Source organism: uncultured Endozoicomonas sp. (assembly GCF_947495845.1).
Classification (GTDB): Bacteria; Pseudomonadota; Gammaproteobacteria; order Pseudomonadales; family Endozoicomonadaceae; genus Endozoicomonas.
In genome coordinates this window covers 137117-157496 of sequence record NZ_CANMAO010000005.1, presented here as the reverse complement: position 1 = coordinate 157496, position 20380 = coordinate 137117, and the positions used below count along the sequence as shown (strand labels likewise).

Annotated in this window: 17 protein-coding genes and 3 tRNA genes; 10 read left to right on the top strand and 10 right to left on the bottom strand. The window is 47.4% G+C overall.

Annotated elements, in window-relative coordinates; all coding sequences use genetic code 11:
* Positions 1 to 42 precede the first annotated feature (42 nt).
* The 3 genes from prfB to Q1B11_RS06180 all read left to right on the top strand — a co-directional run bounded on the left by prfB (position 43) and on the right by Q1B11_RS06180 (position 3776).
* Positions 43 to 1141 (top strand): peptide chain release factor 2 gene (prfB, locus tag Q1B11_RS06190; protein ID WP_299729217.1). Its coding sequence is split into 2 segments (ribosomal slippage): positions 43 to 117 and positions 119 to 1141, totalling 1098 coding nucleotides; the frame shifts between segments, so codons are not numbered across the junction.
* A 64-nt stretch (positions 1142 to 1205) separates the two neighbouring features.
* Complete coding sequence (lysS, locus tag Q1B11_RS06185; RefSeq protein ID WP_299729316.1) at positions 1206 to 2711, top strand: lysine--tRNA ligase; 1506 nt, start codon at positions 1206 to 1208, stop codon at positions 2709 to 2711.
* A 393-nt stretch (positions 2712 to 3104) separates the two neighbouring features.
* Entirely contained in the window at positions 3105 to 3776 is a 672-nt protein-coding gene (locus tag Q1B11_RS06180; protein ID WP_299729216.1) for a TetR family transcriptional regulator, read from the top strand.
* Between the two features lie 77 nt (positions 3777 to 3853).
* On the opposite strand, the gene Q1B11_RS06175 is transcribed toward Q1B11_RS06180, so the two are convergent.
* Positions 3854 to 4876, bottom strand: coding sequence for a hypothetical protein (locus Q1B11_RS06175; protein WP_299729214.1), 1023 nt, complete (start codon positions 4874 to 4876; stop codon positions 3854 to 3856).
* Positions 4877 to 5031: 155 nt separating this feature from the next.
* Between Q1B11_RS06175 and ung the strand changes: the two genes are divergently transcribed.
* The 6 genes from ung (at position 5032) to Q1B11_RS06145 (ending at position 8359) form a co-directional block, all read left to right on the top strand.
* On the top strand, positions 5032 to 5718 hold the full coding sequence (ung, locus tag Q1B11_RS06170) for a uracil-DNA glycosylase (RefSeq protein ID WP_299729212.1): 687 nt from the start codon (positions 5032 to 5034) through the stop codon (positions 5716 to 5718).
* A 99-nt stretch (positions 5719 to 5817) separates the two neighbouring features.
* Positions 5818 to 5894: transfer RNA gene (locus Q1B11_RS06165), tRNA-Arg, on the top strand.
* 54 nt (positions 5895 to 5948) lie between these two features.
* Positions 5949 to 6025, top strand: a tRNA-Arg gene (locus Q1B11_RS06160).
* 8 nt (positions 6026 to 6033) lie between these two features.
* Positions 6034 to 6126 (top strand) — tRNA-Ser (locus Q1B11_RS06155).
* Between the two features lie 481 nt (positions 6127 to 6607).
* On the top strand, positions 6608 to 7303 hold the full coding sequence (locus Q1B11_RS06150; RefSeq protein ID WP_299729313.1) for a class I SAM-dependent methyltransferase: 696 nt from the start codon (positions 6608 to 6610) through the stop codon (positions 7301 to 7303).
* Positions 7304 to 7432: 129 nt separating this feature from the next.
* Complete coding sequence (locus Q1B11_RS06145; protein WP_299729210.1) at positions 7433 to 8359, top strand: TIM44-like domain-containing protein; 927 nt, start codon at positions 7433 to 7435, stop codon at positions 8357 to 8359.
* 47 nt (positions 8360 to 8406) lie between these two features.
* Here Q1B11_RS06145 and Q1B11_RS06140 read toward each other — a convergent pair whose 3' ends face one another.
* Entirely contained in the window at positions 8407 to 10074 is a 1668-nt protein-coding gene (locus Q1B11_RS06140; protein ID WP_299729208.1) for an NAD(P)/FAD-dependent oxidoreductase, read from the bottom strand.
* Positions 10075 to 10143: 69 nt separating this feature from the next.
* A complete protein-coding gene (gene putP, locus Q1B11_RS06135) occupies positions 10144 to 11634 on the bottom strand; it encodes a sodium/proline symporter PutP (protein WP_299729206.1) in 1491 nt (496 codons plus the stop codon).
* 326 nt (positions 11635 to 11960) lie between these two features.
* On the opposite strand from putP, the gene Q1B11_RS06130 reads away from it, so the two are divergent.
* Positions 11961 to 13481 (top strand): aldehyde dehydrogenase family protein, encoded by a 1521-nt coding sequence (locus Q1B11_RS06130; RefSeq protein WP_299729204.1) that lies wholly within the window; start codon positions 11961 to 11963, stop codon positions 13479 to 13481.
* 44 nt (positions 13482 to 13525) lie between these two features.
* On the opposite strand, the gene Q1B11_RS06125 is transcribed toward Q1B11_RS06130, so the two are convergent.
* From Q1B11_RS06125 to Q1B11_RS06095, 7 genes are all read right to left on the bottom strand, one after another.
* Entirely contained in the window at positions 13526 to 14155 is a 630-nt protein-coding gene (locus Q1B11_RS06125; protein WP_299729202.1) for a LysE family translocator, read from the bottom strand.
* Between the two features lie 30 nt (positions 14156 to 14185).
* Complete coding sequence (locus tag Q1B11_RS06120) at positions 14186 to 14608, bottom strand: MAPEG family protein (protein WP_299729200.1); 423 nt, start codon at positions 14606 to 14608, stop codon at positions 14186 to 14188.
* 66 nt (positions 14609 to 14674) lie between these two features.
* Positions 14675 to 15301 carry a hypothetical protein gene (locus tag Q1B11_RS06115; protein ID WP_299729198.1) on the bottom strand — a complete coding sequence of 209 codons (627 nt, stop codon included), beginning with the start codon at positions 15299 to 15301 and terminating at the stop codon, positions 14675 to 14677.
* Positions 15302 to 15553: 252 nt separating this feature from the next.
* Positions 15554 to 17218: an AMP-binding protein gene (locus Q1B11_RS06110; protein WP_299729196.1), complete on the bottom strand. Its 1665-nt coding sequence runs from the start codon at positions 17216 to 17218 to the stop codon at positions 15554 to 15556.
* Positions 17219 to 17392: 174 nt separating this feature from the next.
* Complete coding sequence (locus Q1B11_RS06105) at positions 17393 to 18427, bottom strand: nitronate monooxygenase (protein WP_299729194.1); 1035 nt, start codon at positions 18425 to 18427, stop codon at positions 17393 to 17395.
* A 40-nt stretch (positions 18428 to 18467) separates the two neighbouring features.
* Positions 18468 to 19130 carry a DUF1294 domain-containing protein gene (locus tag Q1B11_RS06100; protein ID WP_299729192.1) on the bottom strand — a complete coding sequence of 221 codons (663 nt, stop codon included), beginning with the start codon at positions 19128 to 19130 and terminating at the stop codon, positions 18468 to 18470.
* A 298-nt stretch (positions 19131 to 19428) separates the two neighbouring features.
* Positions 19429 to 20319 carry a PA4780 family RIO1-like protein kinase gene (locus Q1B11_RS06095; protein ID WP_299729189.1) on the bottom strand — a complete coding sequence of 297 codons (891 nt, stop codon included), beginning with the start codon at positions 20317 to 20319 and terminating at the stop codon, positions 19429 to 19431.
* Positions 20320 to 20380 lie beyond the last annotated feature (61 nt).

The window sequence follows — 20380 nt, the reverse complement described above, 5'->3', positions numbered from 1 at the left end:
TACGAAGCCCGTCCGTCCTTATAAAGTGAGTGATAAAAGCACATGTTTGAAGTAAATCCCATCAAGGAGCGTATCAAGGATCTGACGGCGCGTACTGACGTGCTTAGGGGGTATCTTTGACTACGCTCAAAAAAGCGAGCGCCTGCAGGAAGTAGAACGAGAGCTGGAAGACCCGAATGTCTGGAACGATCCGGAATATGCTCAAAAGCTGGGTAAAGAACGTTCCACTCTGGAAACCATTGTCAGCACCATTGATGACCTGACCGGCGGCCTGACCGATTCCGAAGAATTGTTGGAAATGTCCGTTGAAGAAGAAGACGAAGACGGCGTTCAGGGTGTTGTGGACGAACTGGATGAACTCACTGAGAAACTGGAAGTGCTTGAGTTTCGCCGTATGTTCTCCGGTGAAATGGATCCCAACAGCGCGTTTTTGGATATCCAATCCGGCTCCGGTGGTACAGAAGCTCAAGACTGGGCCAACATCCTTCTGCGTATGTACTTGCGCTGGGGTGAAGCCAACGGCTTTAAAACTGAAATTATTGAAGTGTCCGCCGGCGAAGTAGCGGGCATCAAATCCGCAACGGTGCAATTTATTGGCGACTACGCTTTTGGCTGGTTGAGAACAGAGATTGGTGTGCACCGTCTGGTGCGTAAATCGCCTTTCGACTCTGGTAACCGTCGCCACACCTCTTTTGCGTCGGTATTTGTTTCTCCGGAAATTGATGACAATATTGATATTGAAATCAATCCATCCGACCTGCGGGTAGACACTTATCGCTCCAGTGGCGCAGGTGGTCAGCACGTAAACACCACGGATTCCGCGGTTCGTATTACTCACGAACCTTCTGGTATTGTGGTTCAATGTCAGAACCAGCGCTCTCAGCATCAGAACAAAGACAAGGCAATGCAACAGCTGAAAGCCAAGCTGTATGAGATGGAGATGCAGAAACGAAACGAAGCGTCCCAGGCCATGGAAGACACCAAGTCCGACATCGGTTGGGGAAGCCAGATTCGTTCCTACGTTCTGGATGACTCGCGCATCAAAGACTTGCGCACCGGCGTAGAGACCCGCAACACCCAACAGGTGTTGGACGGTGATCTGAACAAGTTTATTGAAGCGAGCCTGAAAAAAGGTCTGTAATTCGATTCTCGGATGGCATGCACCATCCGTGACTGAACCGTTACTGAAAGAGCGTCTATCTATTATGTCTGAAGAACATCAAGTGGAAGATCGAGCTGAAGCAGCTCATGAAGAAAACCGACTGGTCGCCCTGCGTCGGGAAAAGCTGAATGGCATCCGTGAAAAGGGTGTGGCTTTCCCCAATAAATTCCGTCGTGACGCCCTGGCCGGAGATCTTCAGGCACAGTTTAAGGATCATGATAAACCGTCACTGGAAGCTTTAGGGCATCGGGTGAAGGTGTCCGGTCGTATCATGTTGAACCGTGGTGCGTTTATGGAACTGCAGGATATGTCCGGCCGTATCCAGCTGTACGTTAACCGCAAACAGCTGTCCGCCGAAACGCTGGCTGACGTGAAAAGCTGGGATCTTGGGGACATTATTGGTGTGGAAGGTAACCTGCAGCGTTCCGGTAAGGGCGACTTATTTGTGGATATGGAAGCGGTACAACTGCTGACTAAATCCCTGCGCCCGCTACCAGAAAAGCACAAAGGCCTGACGGATACCGAGCAGCGCTACCGCCAGCGTTATGTGGATCTGATCACTAATGAACAGTCCCGGGAAGTCTTCAAAATCCGCTCCAAAATCATTCAGGGCATCCGTAACTACTTCCTGGAACAGGACTTTATGGAAGTGGAAACCCCAATGTTGCAGGTCATTCCTGGCGGTGCCACGGCGCGCCCATTTGTGACGCATCACAACGCCCTGGACATTGATATGTACCTGCGTATCGCTCCAGAGCTCTATCTGAAGCGCCTGGTTGTGGGCGGTTTTGAACGAGTATTCGAAATTAACAGGAACTTCCGGAACGAAGGATTGTCTACAAGACATAACCCGGAATTTACAATGATCGAATTTTATCAGGCCTATGCGGATTACACTGACCTGATGGATCATACCGAAGCGATGCTGAAGAAGCTGGCTCAGGACGTTCTGGGTAAAACGGAGTTTGAATATCAGGGGCAAAAGGTTGATTTTGGCAACTCATTCGCCAGATTGTCAGTGTTTGATTCGATCTTGCACTACAATCCTGACCTGAAAGCATCGGATATCGATACTCTGGAGGCAGCGACGGCAGTTGCGAAAAAGCTGGGTATTCAGGTAAAACCGATCTGGGGGCTTGGTAAAGTCCAGATGGAAATCTTTGATGAAACCGTTGAGCATCATTTGCACAACCCGACCTTCATCACCGATTACCCGACGGAAGTGTCGCCGCTGTCCCGTAAGAATGATGACAACCCATTTGTGACAGAACGTTTTGAGTTCTTCGTAGGTGGGCGTGAAATTGCCAATGGTTTCTCGGAGTTGAATGACTCTGAAGATCAGGCAGAGCGCTTCAAGCAACAGGTAGCAGAGAAAGACGCCGGCGATGATGAAGCGATGCATTACGATGCAGACTACATCAACGCGCTGGAATATGGTCTGCCACCAACAGCGGGTGAAGGCATTGGTATTGATCGATTGGTGATGTTGTTTACTGATGCACCGTCTATTCGGGATGTTTTGTTATTCCCGCATATGAAGCCTCAGTAACGGTTAAGCAGGCACCAGAGGCGAGAAAATCAGAGCTTTTAATGCTCTTTCAATTTCTCGCTTTGTTAAAAAAATTGCATCAGGCAGGTTTTACCTGCTTGTTTTGTATGTGAGGAGTGGATCTTTGCGATAACGGTTTGGCAACCAATACCGGTTCTTTTTGACAGTCTCCTTGCTGTCTTGAAGTGGGGTTGAATACACAGCAGTAGACTGTCATTGCCAACAGAATAAATAAGCAACGAAAGGATGGTTGTGCTGTCATAATATCGCTGGATCAGGTACTGGACGTAATTCAATAAAACAAACAGGTGACGTAAAGGCAGTCTTACTATGGTTTCAACAATGGAAGCTCCTGTAGCACACACGAGTGACTCGAAAAGCAACAACGCTGGTATGAATTTGAAATACCAGGGGCGTAAAACCAGTCGTGTAAATAGCGAGCAGCGTCGCAGAACAATTCTTGAGGCCGCTTTAAGAATAGTGGTTCGAGATGGGGTTCGTGGTGTTCGACACCGGGCTGTGGCCAAAGAGGCAGAAGTGCCGCTTTCTGCAACAACCTACTACTTCAAAGATATTACCGATCTGATTACCGATACCTTCACTCTGTTTGTTGAGATGGGGGCGCAATCGTTCAAAGCTTACTGGGAAGACTCTGACAGTCGTTTGAAATCTGCTATTCAGGATTTGCACGCGATCGATGACACGGCTAACCGACAGGTCTTCGCTAATCGAATTTCGGAACTGGCTGTTGAATACATTCTTCTCCAACTTCGTGAACATCGTGACTATTTGGTAGCAGAGCGTGCCTTTCAACAGGAATGCCTGCGTAATGAAAACCTTCGTCCTATAGCGTTTAGTCATCAGAAATTTTTCCTGGATAGTCTGGAAGGCTTCTTTACCCGCATTGGCTCCCATCATGCAGAGATAGATGCCGAACTGTTTGGTAGTGTTATTCTTCAAGTAGAGTATCAAGGGCTGGTGTCTGGTTTTGAATCGCCGCATCTGGATAAGTATCGTGCGATGCTGAAGCGTCAAATAGAATTGATGCTTGGGATTCATAATTAATTAGGCTGAAACGAGTCCTGATCGAGAGTGGCGTATCGATCAGGTGTTGTTTTTTCAGTGACAGTTAATGTCAAAAGCTAATGCCAAAAGACAGGGTATTCCAGCATGTCGATGGTGCTGTTCCTTTTTGCTAGATGAAAGCTCTGTATGTCAAATTCCTCCATGAATCCCATCATTATAATCGCATTTGCAAGCTTTTGGTCTGGATGTTGATCCTTTTGATTTGTTCCCGTTGAATAGACTGCTTCTGAATTGAGATATGACTGAAGGGTGCTTTTTTGCACCGTCTTCTCATCTTGATACTCATCAATAAACTCAGGGCTTTCTGCCATTGGTTTGTTGAGCAATAGGTATACGGTTTGACCATTCAGTTGATCGATGATCGCATCAGGGATTTGTCGTAATAAATATCTTAAATAGTGGATGCCACGCTGAATCTCGTTAGGGTTGATCGGAGTGAGAGTGCTGTTATGTTCAGGGGGCTTTTTTTGAACCACTTCCATCAAATAGGATATAACGCTTAGTGAACCGGTCTGGATTTTAAAAGATGCCAGATGGGTGTCTGGACTGGCGATTACTACATCGATACTGTTGCTACCAATGACCAGGGCTGACAGGTTCTGGTTTCTCTCCGCCAGTGACATGAGCGAGAAAAAATCCACTTGATCTCTTTCCTCGTTCGTCAGCATTTTAATGTTAATACTGGACTTGCGAGCAACCTGTTTCTTTAGCGTCTCTTCGTTAGAGGTAAGGCCTAAATCGTTTTGCGCTACGGCTCTCACTTTCTTTACCTTAAAGTGATCTTTGCGCCGGCGAAGTTGTTGAAAAATCTGCTGCAACTCGGTAATTGATTGAGGGCTGAGCTCTCCGCCCTCGGGAGGGATAATGCTCTTACTAAATGAATAGTGTTTAGAGCCATTATCCAGATGGCGATATATTTTCTCAGTATCAGTGTTGACATCTGCGATGGCAAAATGAACAGCATGTTTATCTATTTCAATTGCCATTCTTCGTTCCAGGTTTGCATGAACTGGATGACTGGCGACCATGACTGCGATAAAAACAGTAGAAACTCGGTATTTTTTAAAATTGGCGTACATCTGCCTTAAACTTATGTCGGTATATAAAATAAATATTTAGCTTTTATGGTTGGGCGTCCAAGCTCTACCGTGATAGCAAGATAGTTCAGTCTAGTTCGCTCACGGATGTGTATTTGTAAATAATTGTCTATTTCAACAGACCCTAAGGATTAGCAATGCCGGAAATTAAGTTAGAGCCGTCCTGGAAAGCCATGCTGCAGGATGAGTTTGAGAAAGAGTACATGCAGGTGCTTCGTTCTTTTCTCAGGGCGGAGAAGAGCCAGGGAAAGAGAATATACCCGGAGGGCGATGAATTTTTCCGGTCGATGGATTTGACCCCATTTGATCAGGTTAAGGTGGTTATTCTTGGACAGGATCCTTATCACGGCCCAGGGCAAGCTCATGGTCTCAGCTTTTCCGTTAGGCCCGAGGTTAGGATTCCGCCATCATTGGTGAATATGTACAAAGAGCTTGAAACCGATCTTGGCATACCACCGGCCTCCCATGGCTTTCTTGAGCACTGGGCTAATCAGGGTGTATTGTTGCTGAACAGCGTGTTGACGGTCGAACATAAACAGGCGGCTTCTCATCAAGGTCGCGGCTGGGAAACGTTTACGGATCGAATTATTGCGTTGCTTAACGAACGGCGTGAGCACATCGTCTTTATCCTATGGGGGAGTTATGCCCAGAAAAAAGGGCGGTTTATCGACCAGCAGCGACACTTGGTGCTGAAGTCCGTACACCCATCACCGCTTTCATCCTATCGGGGATTTTTTGGCAGCAAACCGTTCTCTCAAACAAATCAGTACCTGTCACAAAACGGTATAGAGCCAATCGATTGGCAACTGCCAGTGCTTCCTTAATGCCCAGATCCCGGAAGAGAAAAGTGATGAAAAGGGTAGTAAAAACCACATTTGACTCCGTCCAATGAAATCTCTATAGTTCGCATCCGTTGACGCAGGGCGCTCGTAGCTCAGCTGGATAGAGTACCTGGCTACGAACCAGGCGGTCGGAGGTTCGAATCCTCCCGAGCGCGCCAAGTCAACGAAAACAAAGCGATCATGCTTTGTTTTGATCAGTGTGTATGTATAACGCGCTCGTAGCTCAGCTGGATAGAGTACCTGGCTACGAACCAGGCGGTCGGAGGTTCGAATCCTCCCGAGCGCGCCATTTACAACGGTGAGGTGGCCGAGAGGCTGAAGGCGCTCCCCTGCTAAGGGAGTATACGGTTTGTAGCCGTATCGAGGGTTCGAATCCCTCCCTCACCGCCATTATCCCTTTTGTAACCTCCTTATTTCCCTTTCATAATTATACTTTTTAAACGATCACTGTCTTTTGTGTTAACTAAGTGTCCATTTTTTTGGTAAGGCTTTTACCAAAAAGTCTCCTTGTTGTGCTGGCGTCATCCGTATTTTTCTCTATATCTTCATGGCAACGGACTTTGCAATTGCTTATATCGCGGTAGAAACATGGATACGCAGACAGCGAGACTTTTTGTAGTAAGTACTGCATAACATGGAAATGGCTATTTCTGGGCAATGAGACAGTTACTATGCAAGGCGCAACGCAGGGAGCATAGCTAGCTATGTGACCGAAGTTGCAACGCGGTAGAGTGGCTGGCTCATTGAGTCAGAAATATCTGTTTTCATGTTGTGGAGTACTTATGCGCCACCACTTTTTCTCGGGTAAAAGTACGTGATTACTCTCTCCTCTAATGCCTTATACACAGACCTATCCTGCTACTACGACTTAATGTGTGCAGACATTGATTATCAAAATCAGAGTGACTATGTACATCGGCTTCATCAACTGTTCGGTAATAAAGGCACAAAACACTTAGATCTTGCCTGTGGCACCGGGCCTCATGTGCGTTACTTTATTGATAAGGGTTATCAGAGCAGCGGTCTGGATATTAATCAGCCCATGTTGGACATTGCTGGAGTGCGCTGCCCAGAGGCGGACTTTATTTTGCAGGATATGTGTGAATTCACGGTTGTACAGCCGGTAGATCTTATCACCTGCTTTCTGTATTCCATTCATTACAGTAATGGCATTGAAAGACTTAAGTCGTGCATATCAAGTGCGCATGCAGCGCTTAGTGACGGAGGGGTGTTCTGTTTCAATGCCGTTGAAAAAAACAAAATCAGTAACGCTTCCGTAATCAGTCATACGGTGGATTATGATGACAGCCATTTTGTATTCAGCTCTGGTTGGAATTACCCTGGGAGCGGAGACAAACAGTTGTTAAAATTGAGTATTGAAAAAAGTACGCCCCAGGAAAAGCAATGCTGGCAGGATGAGCATCCTATGGTCGCTATCAGCTTTAGCGAGCTTAAGAGTCTGTTAGAGCCATACTTTGAGGTTTACACCTTCGAGCACGATTATGAAAAAATAATGCCTCTTGATGGTCGTTCTGGCAATGCGATTTTTGCGTGTGTGAAAATCTGAATATCGAATGATTAGTGACGTGTATTATATGAGGTAATGCGATATTCATATCAATGAAAGTGGTATGGGTGGTTGAAATCATTGAGAAAACCCATAGGATAAGCCTACTATACAAAGGTAGAACGATAGATGAAGAAACTCGCTTCGCTGATGGCCATTCTCATGGCATTCAGCTTTGCTTTTACGCCCATTGACGCTGAAGCCAAGCGCTTTGGTGGCGGGAAAAGCATTGGACGCTCATTTAAAACGGCACCAGCACCCAAAAAAGCACCGGCTCATCAGCAGAATCAGAGCAACAAACAGCAGGCTGCACCGAACCAGAATTCCAGCCGTAAAGGCATGCTTGGTGGTATGCTTGGCGGTCTTCTGGCGGGCGGTTTGATCGCTTCTCTGTTAGGTGGGGGTTTTGGTGGATTTGGCGGTATCCAGATGATGGATATTTTGATTATCGCTTTGTTGGCTTTCGTGCTGTTCAAGGTGTTCCGCAGTATGAACCGGGCAAAAGCCATGGCTGGGAATCATTCCAGCGCATCCTATGGTGAACAGCGTAGTCCCCATGATTCGCTGCAGGATATGTTCCGCAAGGAAACACCTGTTCAGCCCTCTCAGTCTGGTTTCGGCGATGCTCAGTTTGACAGTGCGCCAGCCGCGCAAACTGGCTTTGGCGCTTCTGATGTACCCATGAACGTACCGGCGGATTTCAATCTGAATGGGTTTCTTAATGGCGCCCGTGACCATTACCGTGGTCTTCAGGAAGCCTGGAATAAGAGCGACTTTACGACCATGGCTGAGTATCTATCACCTGAATTGTTTGAACAGATGAAACCTGTTCGCAAACAGCTTCAGGGAGAGCAGCATACAGAAGTCATGTTTGTTGATGCTGAAATGGTGCGGGCGGATTATGACAGTCAGGTTGCCCAAATCAGCTTGCGCTTCACCGGTAAATATCGCGACACCGTAGAAGGTGTGGAAGAAGATATTACCGATGTATGGCATCTGGAGCGTGACCTAACTCAACAAGGTGCGCCTTGGTTGATTGTTGGTATTGAGTCGTAAAGTGGAATGTCAGAACACCTCCAGCGCTTGCTGAAGGTGTTTTTATATCAAGCTATTGCCGTTGATTTGTGATTCTTCAGCAGATTGATGATTTTCTTTCCTTTCAATCCTTGCATAGCAGATGCTGTCATTACGCCAGACATCAATGCACCACCAACGCCCGCGGTCATAACATCAGCCCCTGTCAGGTAGAATCCCTTCAACGGTGTCACTGGGTGTAAATAAGGCTGCTTGAACCGATCAACAAAATGATCCAATCCATAAATCTCACCTTTCTCATTATGCTGAAACCAACGAGTGGATAACGGCGTGGAAAGCTCATAAAAATCGAGGGCGTCACGCAACTGTGGGCGGTGTTTGAAAAGCGTCTCCAGCAAGCGTTGTGACATCTTCTCTTTCATTTCTTCGTAGTCCGCACCCCGTTGGCTCCATGTGGTATTTTCCCATTGGGAAAACCACTCATGGTCTGCAACGGTCACCATCTCGACGGTGGTTTTACCCGGATATCGGTTTTCCCAGTCGGGATCCTTGGTGGAGGGAAACGAAATATACACCAGCGGGAATGGCTGATCTTTGTCGTTTAGATAGGCGTCTACATTGGCTTCGTGGTTACCATCGGGGTAAACCCATAAGTTGGTTGTATCTAACCCTAATTCTTCGGCAGTTCCTTTAAACCCGGCATAAATACAGAGATGGGCGCTGGAGTGTTTGATGGTATCAGGCCATTGTCCTTTACCCATGGCTTTTCCTGCCCAGTCTGGAAGGAGATGGTTAGCTGTTGCCATTAACCCGATGTTACTGACGATCTGGTCAGCCTTGATCACGGTACCGTCTTCCATTTGCACGCCAATAGCTCGTTTACTCTCTTCCAGCACTTTATCCACTTTCGCGTAAGTGAATACTTCACCACCGGCTGCCTGAATGGTAGGTATGATTGTTCGGGCAATTTCTGATGATCCGCCAACCGGGTAGGCGCCACCGGCCAGATAATGTTTTGCAATCAGCGCGTGCATTAAAAAGGCGCAGTCAGCTGGTACCTGACCATAGTCGCCCCATTGTCCGGTGAGTACTGAGATCAGTTCCTGGTTGCTGGTGAGTGCTTCCAATACTTGCCGACTGGTTTTAAAGAATTCGCCGGGTACCAGGGCAGGGCGGATAAGGTTGTACAGTTTGGCCAAGGTTGGCGGCATCGCCTGTCCGGCAAAGAAACGAGGCGTTAATTTGCTGATTTTACGAATCAGAGCGACGTAGTCTCGAATGGCTTTCTCTTCATCAGGAAAGTACTCGATTAATTGCTCGGTGAACTGCTCGGTACCGGTCACAAAATCGTAGGATTTTTCACCGAGGATGATTCGATCATATACCGAATCCATCTCTGCCCATTTCAAGCGATTTTCGCTGACCACATCGAATACACGACGGAGTGTGGAATAAGGTTTATGGACTTCACCGATGTAGTGAACACCAACATCCCACTCGTAACCACTGTTCTCGTAGGCGTGTGTGTACCCTCCAGCAGTATAGTGTTGTTCGAGCACACATACCTTTTTGCCAAGCTTTGAAAGCAGGGCTGCAGTGGTTAAACCACCCATGCCTGAGCCGACGACAATGACATCATAATGATCTTCAATACGACTCGGGCGATAGCGTTTGCCGGTTCGCACGGAGACTTTCTTAGGCTTGGTTTTGGGGGGCTCTGTTACGGAATCGAGCATGGTCATACCTTGTTTTTATTGTTTTAAGGCAAAGGAGGGGGCAGGGCAGTGAGTCTGCCCTGCAGATGATCAGGAAACGGCGTCGTTCACTTGATCAAATTCAGCGACGATTTCATCGCTGGGCGCTTTGGTCAGCAGGCTAACCGCAACGATGGAGATCGTTGCAAACACAATACCAGGGACAATTTCGTAAAGATCAAACAGTCCACCAGTTAGCTGCTTCCATGCGACAACGGTCACGCCACCCACAATAATGCCAGCGAGGGCGCCGAGGCAGTTCATCCGCTTCCAGAACATACTGATCAGCAATGCCGGGCCAAACGCTGCACCAAAGCCTGCCCATGCATAGGATACTAAGCCTAATACTGAGCTATCAGGGTCCATGGCAAGGAACAGAGCCACCAGGGCGATCACGATCACGGCAATACGACCCATCATCATCACTTGCGCAGAAGAGGCGTCTTTTTTAATCACGCTTTTGTAAAAGTCTTCTGCCAGAGCAGAGGAGGAAACCAACAACTGAGAGTCAGCAGTACTCATAATAGCCGCCAGAATGGCAGCCAATAGCACACCAGCAATGACTGGATGGAAAATGGCGTTCACCAGAACCATAAAAATAGTTTCGCCGTCCGCCAGAGTTGTGCCCGTGCTGTTGAGGTACAGCAAGCCTGCCATGCCAACCAGCATCGCTCCAGCCATGGAGAGTCCGGACCAGGTAACGGCAATGCGTCGTGCAGTAGGAACATCATCCTTCGAACGAATACCGGCAAAACGAGCCAGAATATGTGGCTGACCAAAATAACCAAAACCCCAGGCAACCAACGACAAGATGGCAATCCAGGTTAGTGGCTCGCCGGCTGAACTGGTCCATGGATCCAACAAATGTGGATTTTTACTTTCCAGCATGGCCATCATGGATTGATCGCCACTAAACGACTGCATAGCGATAATAGGCACGATTAATAAAGCGGCGGCCATTAGAAGCCCCTGCACCAGATCAGTCCAGGAAACCGCAAGGAAACCACCAAACAGGGTGTAAGAAATAATGCAGAGGGTGCCAATGACAACCGCTGTTGTGTAATCCAAACCAAAGACCGTTTCAAATAACTTGCCGCCAGCAACCAGGCCAGAGCTTGTGTAGAACAAGAAGAACAGCAGAATAAAGAAGGCCGACACCATCTGTAGCATTTTCGAGGTGTCACGGAAGCGGTTGGTGAAAAATTCAGGCAGTGTGACAGAGTTACCAGCCACTTCACTGTAAACCCGCAGTCGTTTTGCCAGTAACAGCCAGTTCAGCCACGTTCCCAGTAATAAACCACCGGCTAACCAGAAGGCCTCAAAACCGGCAGCAAAGGCATAGCCCGGAAGGCCAAGCAAGAGCCAGCCACTCATATCCGAAGCACCGGCACTGAGTGCCGCCGGCCATGGGCCAAGGGTTCTTCCGCCCAGAAAATAATCGGCTGAATTGCTGGTGCGTTTCCAGGCCCAATAGCCAATGAAAAGCATCATGGCAAGGTAGACAAGAAAGGTGCCCATGATGGCACCGCTGTTCGCGTTCATGATTTGTCCTTATTTTTATGATTATTAGTTCATCAGCAATGAACATGCTGAATGATGAGGAACAGATTATCAGGTTATGAAAATACTGTCGTGTTAATTAAGCAGCAGGTTGTTTTGCTAAGTTAACCTCCCAACGTAGCATGATTTTGTCTCAGTCTAAATAGGGCATTGGTCTATATCTCAAGGTCTGTAGGTCACTGGTATGCTGGTTATCGTTTCTCAAATCAGTCCTTTGCTTATGAATAATACAGACGAGTAGTCGTGTTCTGGAGCGTGGGAAATAGAGAGCAATTTGCCAACCAATAACAATAAAAAGGGTCAACAATATGATCTATAAAAATCCCGGCGACACTGGCGCGGTGATGAACTTTAAAGCCCAGTATGAAAATTATATTGGCGGACAGTGGGTGCCGCCGGTGAATGGTGCCTACTTCGATAATACAACGCCGGTCACAGGTGCTTTAATTTGTAAAATCCCCCGATCTAATGAAGCAGATATCAATCTTGCGCTTGATGCGGCCCATGAAGCAAAAGCGGCCTGGGGGAAAACATCAGCAGCAGAGCGATCCAATGTTCTGTTGAAAATTGCAGATCGTATTGAACAAAATCTTGAAAAGCTCGCCGTGGCAGAAACCTGGGATAACGGCAAAGCTGTTCGTGAAACGCTGGCGGCGGATATCCCGTTAGCGGTGGATCACTTTCGTTATTTTGCCGGATGCCTAAGGGCGCAAGAAGGTTCGGCGGCAGATATTGATCAACACACAGTGTCGTATCATTTTCATGAACCATTGGGCGTTGTTGGCCAGATTATTCCGTGGAACTTTCCTATTTTAATGGCGGCATGGAAGTTGGGGCCTGCTTTGGCAGCGGGCAACTGTGTTGTGTTGAAACCTGCGGAGCAAACGCCGGCCTCTATTTTGGTCTTGATGGAGATTATTGGTGACCTGCTGCCACCCGGCGTACTTAATGTAGTGAACGGCTATGGACCGGAAGCGGGTGAAGCCTTGGCGACCAGCACCCGAATTGCCAAAATTGCATTTACTGGCTCAACACCGGTTGGCTCTCATATTCTGAAATGTGCCGCAGAGAATATTATTCCTTCAACTGTGGAGCTGGGTGGTAAATCACCCAATATCTATTTTGAAGATGTATTGACTCAGGAAGATGAATACCTGAATAAGTGTGTGGAAGGCACTGTGCTGGCCTTCTTTAACCAAGGCGAAGTGTGTACTTGCCCATCCCGAGTACTGATTCAGGAATCCATATACGACGAGTTTATTGCAAAGGTGGTGGAGCGTTCCCGGCAGATCAAACGGGGCAATCCGTTAGATGTGGACACTCAGGTGGGTGCGCAGGCTTCTCTTGAGCAGTTCGATAAAATTATGAGCTATCTGGAAATCGGGCGTCGTGAAGGTGTTGAATTCCTGATCGGTGGTAGCAGTGAAAATGTTGGAGAAGGTTTTGAGAAAGGTTTTTATATCCAGCCAACTCTGATGAAGGGAACGAACGATATGAAAGTGTTTCAGGAAGAAATCTTCGGCCCGGTGGTTGGGGTGACGACGTTCAAAGACGAAGCAGAAGCCTTAGCCATTGCCAACGAAACCCAGTTTGGCCTTGGAGCCGGTGTCTGGACTCGGGATATGAATCGCGCCTTCCGAATGGGTCGTGGCATTGAAGCGGGCAGAGTATGGACCAACTGCTATCACCAATATCCGGCACATGCCGCCTTTGGCGGGTACAAAAAATCCGGCGTCGGACGGGAAACCCATAAATTGGCTTTGGAGCATTACCAGCAAACCAAGAATCTGCTGGTGAGTTACGATATTAATCCATTAGGGTTCTTTTAACGCCTTGTCGAGGTGATCAGCACAGTGTGCTGGTTACCTCGAATTTAATCTTCAGCGATCAATTTGATACCTAGTGCTATCAGAACCACGCCTGTAACAGCCTCCATCCACTTGTTAAAAGACGGATTGTTCAATAGTTTCTTTGAAGAACTCAGTGCGCCAGCTAATCCACACTGCCAGGTCATAGCGATAACAAAGTGAATGCCAGCCATGGCAATGGATTGAACAAAAGCAGAACCTTCCGGATTAATAAACTGGGGTAGAAAGGCGAGATAAAAAATCGCTGTTTTTGGGTTCAACACATTAGAAAGAAAACCTTCCCGTGATGAGCGCCAACGACTTGCAGAACTAATGGATTTTGCATTCCCCCCTGCCAAAGCAAGTGGGTTTTTGCCCACATTTCTGAGTGACCCCACACCGAGCCAGATCAAATAGGCGGCACCAGCCAACTTGACCATATTGAACAGCTCAGCGGATTGTGCCAGTAATGCCGATATGCCGATGGCTGAAAACGTCGCGTGAACAAATAACCCAAGGCAAATGCCAAGGCTGGTTGTAACCCCATCTGAAAACCCACCCCGGGTAGTGTTTCTCAGTACCAATGCCGTATCCAACCCCGGTGTCAAAGTTAGAATAGTGATGGCAATAATAAATGCTTCAACGTTATCGATCACGAGGTGCCTTATTTGTCTGTGGTTAACTGCTTACAATGTACTACACAACTGTATGGTTACGAGAATCATCAGTATCAGTAGGGTGAAAACAGAGGCGATAAACGAAACAAAACGATATGGGATGTAGTTAGAGGTGATATGCACAAAAGCGTGCAGGTAACGGAAGATCACAAATGCGAACGCCAGCCCGACCGGAACCACGCCATTCATATCCAGAGCAAAAGCCATCAGGCAAACAATATGAAAAATGATAGGCGCTTCAAATTGGTTGGTGATGTTGTTGCTGACTTTAATGACAGCCTTTGGCCAGGCTCGGTTATCCAGCACTGCCTGTTTTGCATCCACTGCCTTTTCTTTGACCGCCTGATATCGGCGCACAGCCAGCACACCAAATAGGAGTATGATCAAGTAAAGGTGTGCCAACGAAGGCAATAAAATGGCATATTCGCTCATTATTTTAAGTTCCCTGAGTATTTTTGATTGTTATTGTCTGCTGAATAATAAAGCGACAACTCTTATCTATTCAAGGTTGGAGATCTGTGACCATGTTTCCGAGCCGATCAATGTTGCCAGTTTAAAGATCCTTTCTTTGATGATGGCATATTGACCATCATCGAAACTCTGCTCCTCCTGTCGGGTTTGTTGAAAACAGTCTTGCATAAAAGATAAGGCCGCTTGCAGCTCGGATTTCAGGGCGATCTGCTCCTGATCCTTATCATTCAACATCAAGGTGATCATATGAGTTTCCAGCATGATTTCAGCGGAGTACTCATCCAGCATAACCTGTATTGCCTGAGCGGAAGCGGCCTCCAATGGCCTTTTGATCAAGGTGTATTGGCTATCCAGTTTTACGTACAATTCTGACAGGCGGATGCGAATATCCTGCAGCCAGCGAAGTCGTTCATTAGTGACAATGGATGCCCGTAGTCGTTTTTGTTCCAGCCGTTCCTGAGAATTGATGGTTCTGCCGGTGACCAGATAGCTGATGATTGCTGAAACCGTTGCACCGAGAATGGCCGCGGCAGCGGAGACAGCGGCAACCCATACTGATACCAATTCTGCATTTAAACTATGGGCTGCGCAGCTCTTTTGAACCGCCGGATCTTCGTTGGAGCTCCTCGCAATAGCTCTGCTATTACTTGTCATTCCGCCTAGTCCAGCAGTCCAAAATAACTTGCTTACTCCATAGTTTAAAAGCGCCATTGGTATGAGTTGTCGGTTGCGGTATTACTGGCTATTTCCTGCAGGATTCTAATTTCTTCCATTATCTTATTCTTGTTGTGTGTACGACAGGAGAATTAGACCTGAAAGATAGGGGACTGACAATTGGTGAATTATTGGGCTGGGGAAATTCTAATAAAGTGAGAAAGCCCGCAAGCAGACTTTCTCTTAATGTAATCACGCTTCCTCTCTTAATTCACGACGCAGGATTTTACCGACGTTACTCTTTGGTAGTTCATCTCGAAACTCGATGTACTTTGGCACTTTGTAGGCCGTGAGTTCTTTTTTACAGTAATCTCGAAGAGCTTCTGCAGTTAAGTCTTTATTACTGCTGGCCAGATAGGCTTTAACCACTTCACCGCTTTTATCATCGGCTACGCCCACCACGGCGGCTTCAAGCACATCAGGATGAGAGGATAAAATATCTTCCACTTCGATGGGGTAAACATTAAAGCCGGAAACAATGATCATGTCCTTTTTCCGGTCAACAATGCGCATATAGCCGTCTTCGCGAATGGCAGCGATATCACCGGTTTTCAACCAACCGTCTTCGGTGATGGTTTCGGCCGTGGCTTCAGGACGTTGCCAGTAGCCTTTCATTATTTGTGGGCCTTTTACCCATAACTCGCCACCTTCTCCGATAGGCAATTCATTACCGCTGTCGTCCACTATTTTGCAATCGGTACTGGCTACAGGTAACCCGATGGTTCCCAGCTTGCCATGTCCAGGGGGATTAAACGACACCAGTGGAGAAGCTTCTGTCAGGCCGTAGGCTTCTGACATAGAGCAACCGGTCATTTTCATCCAGGTTTCCGTGGCTGCCTTGGTTAACGCCATACCGGCGGAGGTGGTTATTTTCAGCTTGGAGAAATCAACGGCTTTGAATTCGTCATCCGCACACAGAGCAACAAAGAGTGAGTTCAGACCGACAAATATTTCAAAAGGCTGTTGCTTTAAGGTTTTAATAAATCCGGGGATGTCTCGTGGGTTAGGAATCAGAATAGAGTGAGCCCCAAAGCGCGTCAGCGCCAGCAAGTGCACTATAAATGCGTAAATATGATAAAGCGGCAAGGGGGCAATAGCGGTTTCGCCATCGTCATTGAGGATGGAATCGAAGAGTACGCAACATTGCATCGTGTTGGCACTGAGGCTGGCGTGGGTCAGCATGGCGCCTTTTGCGATACCTGTTGTACCCCCCGTGTATTGTAAAACAGCAACATCATCACCAGCGACGTTTGGTGTTGAGTAGTTAATGTTTTTGCCTAAGGCTAGTGCTTTGCGAAACGGAATAGCGCCGGGAATGGTGACTGCGGGCACTTCTTTTTTGACATACTTAATGACGGAATTGATCAACGGGCGTTTGAGCCCGGTGTGCACATCACCCACCTGAGTGATGATGACGTGTTTAATCCCGGTTTTCTCCAAAACATTGGCAACGCGGTCAGTAAAGTTTGCCAGTACCACCAACGCTTTGGCGCCGGAATCATTAAACTGATGCTCCATTTCCCGTTCGGTGTACAGTGGGTTGGTATTGACGACAACAAGACCGGCGCGCATGGCACCAAACATAGCAATGGGGTACTGCAGTAAATTGGGTAATTGAATGGCAATGCGATCGCCGGGTTTTAAATCGGTGTGTTGTTGCAGGTAAGTGGCGAATTGTGCACTTAGCTGATCCAGTTCACCGTAAGTTAATGTTCTATTAAGGCAGGTAAAGGCGGGTCTTGTCGCATACTTTGTGAAACTTTCTTCAAAGAGTTGATTGACGGATTGGTAGAGGCTGGCCTCGATGGTTTTGATCACCCCTTCTGGGTAGCGATCCTGAAAAAATGCTTCTGACATTGTTTTCCCTTTTATTATTATTTTAGGAGTCAATGATTAAGCGACAACGGCTCAGCCTATCATCAATCTATTGTTCGATTAAAATTATCAGTATTTATGTTTGTAACCAAGCATTCGCTTGGTTGCTTTTGTTACGGATTGTAAAAACCTGATGCTGTTGGCAGTATTTTCCTGTCAGAAAACTACCCGACAGAGTTCTTCTGTTATCACTTTGGCTGACACTTCCTGACAGCCTGTTTGGTTGGTGCCTGCCCATAGGGGTGAATAATCTGATGAGCCTTGGGATTCGGCTTTCTGGCGTAGGGGCGAAATAGCAAGAGATGCATAGGGGAATGGTGGCGCAGCGCTGGAAATAAAGCCTTGGTCTTCCATCAGAAGGTTTTTGATCCCTCTGGCCAGCCGGCCTGAGAAGACATTGGTTAATTCGGTTGGCTGGTCTTTGGATGCCAGCGCTTTTCGGTGAACCTTGCTGGTTTTTGCTTCGTGGCAAAGGAGGTAAGTGGTGCCCATTTGAACGCCTGCAGCGCCCTGGTGCAGAGCTTCTTGCACATTCTTTCCCGTGGCGATACCGCCTGCAGCAATAACCGGAACAGACAACACCTGCAGTAGATCATTTAGTAATGTCATGGTTGAGCGCTGAGTGTCAGGATCAGAGGTCATAAACATCGCCCGATGACCACCGGCTTCGATGCCTTGGGCGATGACGGCGTCAGCACCGTTTTCCTGAAGCCAAATACCTTCTTCTACTGTTGTGGCGGAAGAGAGGATCACGGTGCCCCAGGACTTTATTCTCTTTATTAATGTTGGAGAGGGCAGGCCAAAGTGAAAACTAACGACGGGCGGCTGATAGGGTTCAATAATATCAGCAATGTGGTTATCAAAGGGAACACGCAGACCTGCGACTTCTGTTGGTGGGTTTACTGACAGCCTTTGAAAGTGCTTTTGTAGCGTGTATTCCCAATGCTGTAATGCCTGATGATCGATATCCGGCATGGTGTGACAGAAGAAGTTGAGGTTGTACGGCTTGGTTGAGTGAGCGATGAACTGTTGGATTTCAGTTTCAATCTGTTCATTGCTTAACATGCCACAAGGAATAGAACCCAACCCACCTGCTTCAGAAACGGCAACAGCCAGCTCCCAGTTTTGTACGCCCGCCATGGGGGCTTGAATAATGGGCTTTTCGATGCCCAACAGTTTACAAAGTGCCATTGTTGTTTGCCTGTCATCTTGTTGTTTTTGAAATTGCCTTTTATCTCAATAGTTCTTTGATCAATGGTGTCAGCTCACCAGCCACATTGACGAGATGATATTTGATGGTGAAGATTGCGTCGTACATGTAAGGGGCGCCGGAATAAGTAAACGTCCATGCGATAATGCTGCAATTGATGATGACAGAGGTCCAGAAAACTCGTTGGAATGATTTCTTGGCGGTTTTATGTCGGAATTTTTGCTGGGCAATGATAGCGCCGGGCCAGCCACCCAGAACAGAAAGCAGGTGCAGTTTGTCTTCATTGACCCGCCACTGGTTACTCTGGGCTTTGGATTTATCTCTGCCGTAGTAATAAAAGGAAATCAGGCTAAGAGCACCGATCCAGTAGGCGACTTCTATAGGGTATTCATTTCTGTAGATGGGCAGGCCAACGGCGATGAGAAACCCGAGCAAAGGAATATAGGCGAGAGAAAATACTGGCCATTGGGTGGCTGATTTAATGGCTTTTATATCGATGGCATGCATTCGGCCCTTATCATCTTTTGAAATACCAAAAGTGACTTCGGTGCCCATCATATTGTTTGATCGTCGTCCTTTTACATCACTGATGTGTGCGAAAACAGTGCTCTTGCTGTCCTCCGGCTTGATGAAACCAAAACCTTTGCTTTCATTCCAGTTGACAATCGTGCCTTTCAGATCCATGACTTCGTCTTAAGTTTGAGTTTTTGTGGAGAGGTATTAATAAACGACTAATGTCATTTTTTGGGCAAGGGTAATGCTGTCTAGGTACATAGTAAAGATGGGGAGTTGGATAATACCAATTCTGCTTTTAAATTATGGGCTGCGCAGCCATTTTGGACGACTGGATCTGCGTTGAAGTTCCTCGCCATAGCTACGGCTATGACTCGTCTCGTCGCCTTGTCCATTCGACCAAAATAACTTGCTCGCTCCATAATTTTAAAGCGCCATTGGTATAAAGCCCAAAGTCGGGCTTTACTGCTCAGTTTTCAGGGTAGTCTTGAGGGTAATCGTTAACGTCGGAGCTGTCCGTGTCTTTTAAACGCTCCTGTCGCTTTTGCTCTTCGATCAGTACCGCTTTGATTTCAGCCATGACGGAATCCACATCGGCGGAGTGTTCTTCTTCCACAAATAAGCCGGTCAGTTCTTTGTCTGGGGTCAGCTCTCCGTCTTCATAGAGTTTCCAGATCTCTTTCGCGTAACGGCTGTTTAGCAACTCTGGTGCAAATTGGCCGTAGTAGTGAGTGATATTGTCAATATCTCGGGCCAGCATGCTCTGGGCATTATTGTTGCCTGAAGCGTGAACCGCCTGGGGTAGGTCAATAATCACCGGGCCATAGTCGTCCACCAATACGTTAAATTCAGACAAATCGCCGTGAATCAAACCCGCACAAAGCATCAGTTTGACGTAATTCATCATGACGGCATGATCTTCAATAGCTTGTTCTGCCGGCATGGTCACTTCGCCCAAGCGTGGTGCTACATTGCCTTCATCGTCGGTGACCAGCTCCATAAGGAGGACGCCATCCAGACAAATGTAGGGCTGAGGAACCCGCACGCCCGCTCTGGCCAATCGGAACAGGGCGTCCACTTCGGCGTTCTGCCAAACTTCTTCCTGCTGTTTACGGCCGAACTTGGAGCCTTTTTCAATGGCTCGCTGCCTTCGGCTGTTGCGTTCTTTTCTGCCCTCCTGGTACTGCGCGGCTTTTTTAAAGCTGCGTTTTACGGCTTCTTTATACACTTTGGCGCAGCGGACTTCCGATCCGCAGCGCACGACAAAGACATCAGCTTCTTTGCCACTCATTAACTGTCGAAGGACTTCGTCTACCAGACCTTCATCAACCAGAGGTTGGATTCGTTTAGGGGTTCTCATAAGGAAACTTTTACCTTATTTACCGGCCCGATGGAATAGGGGTTTAGGCGGAGATGGATTT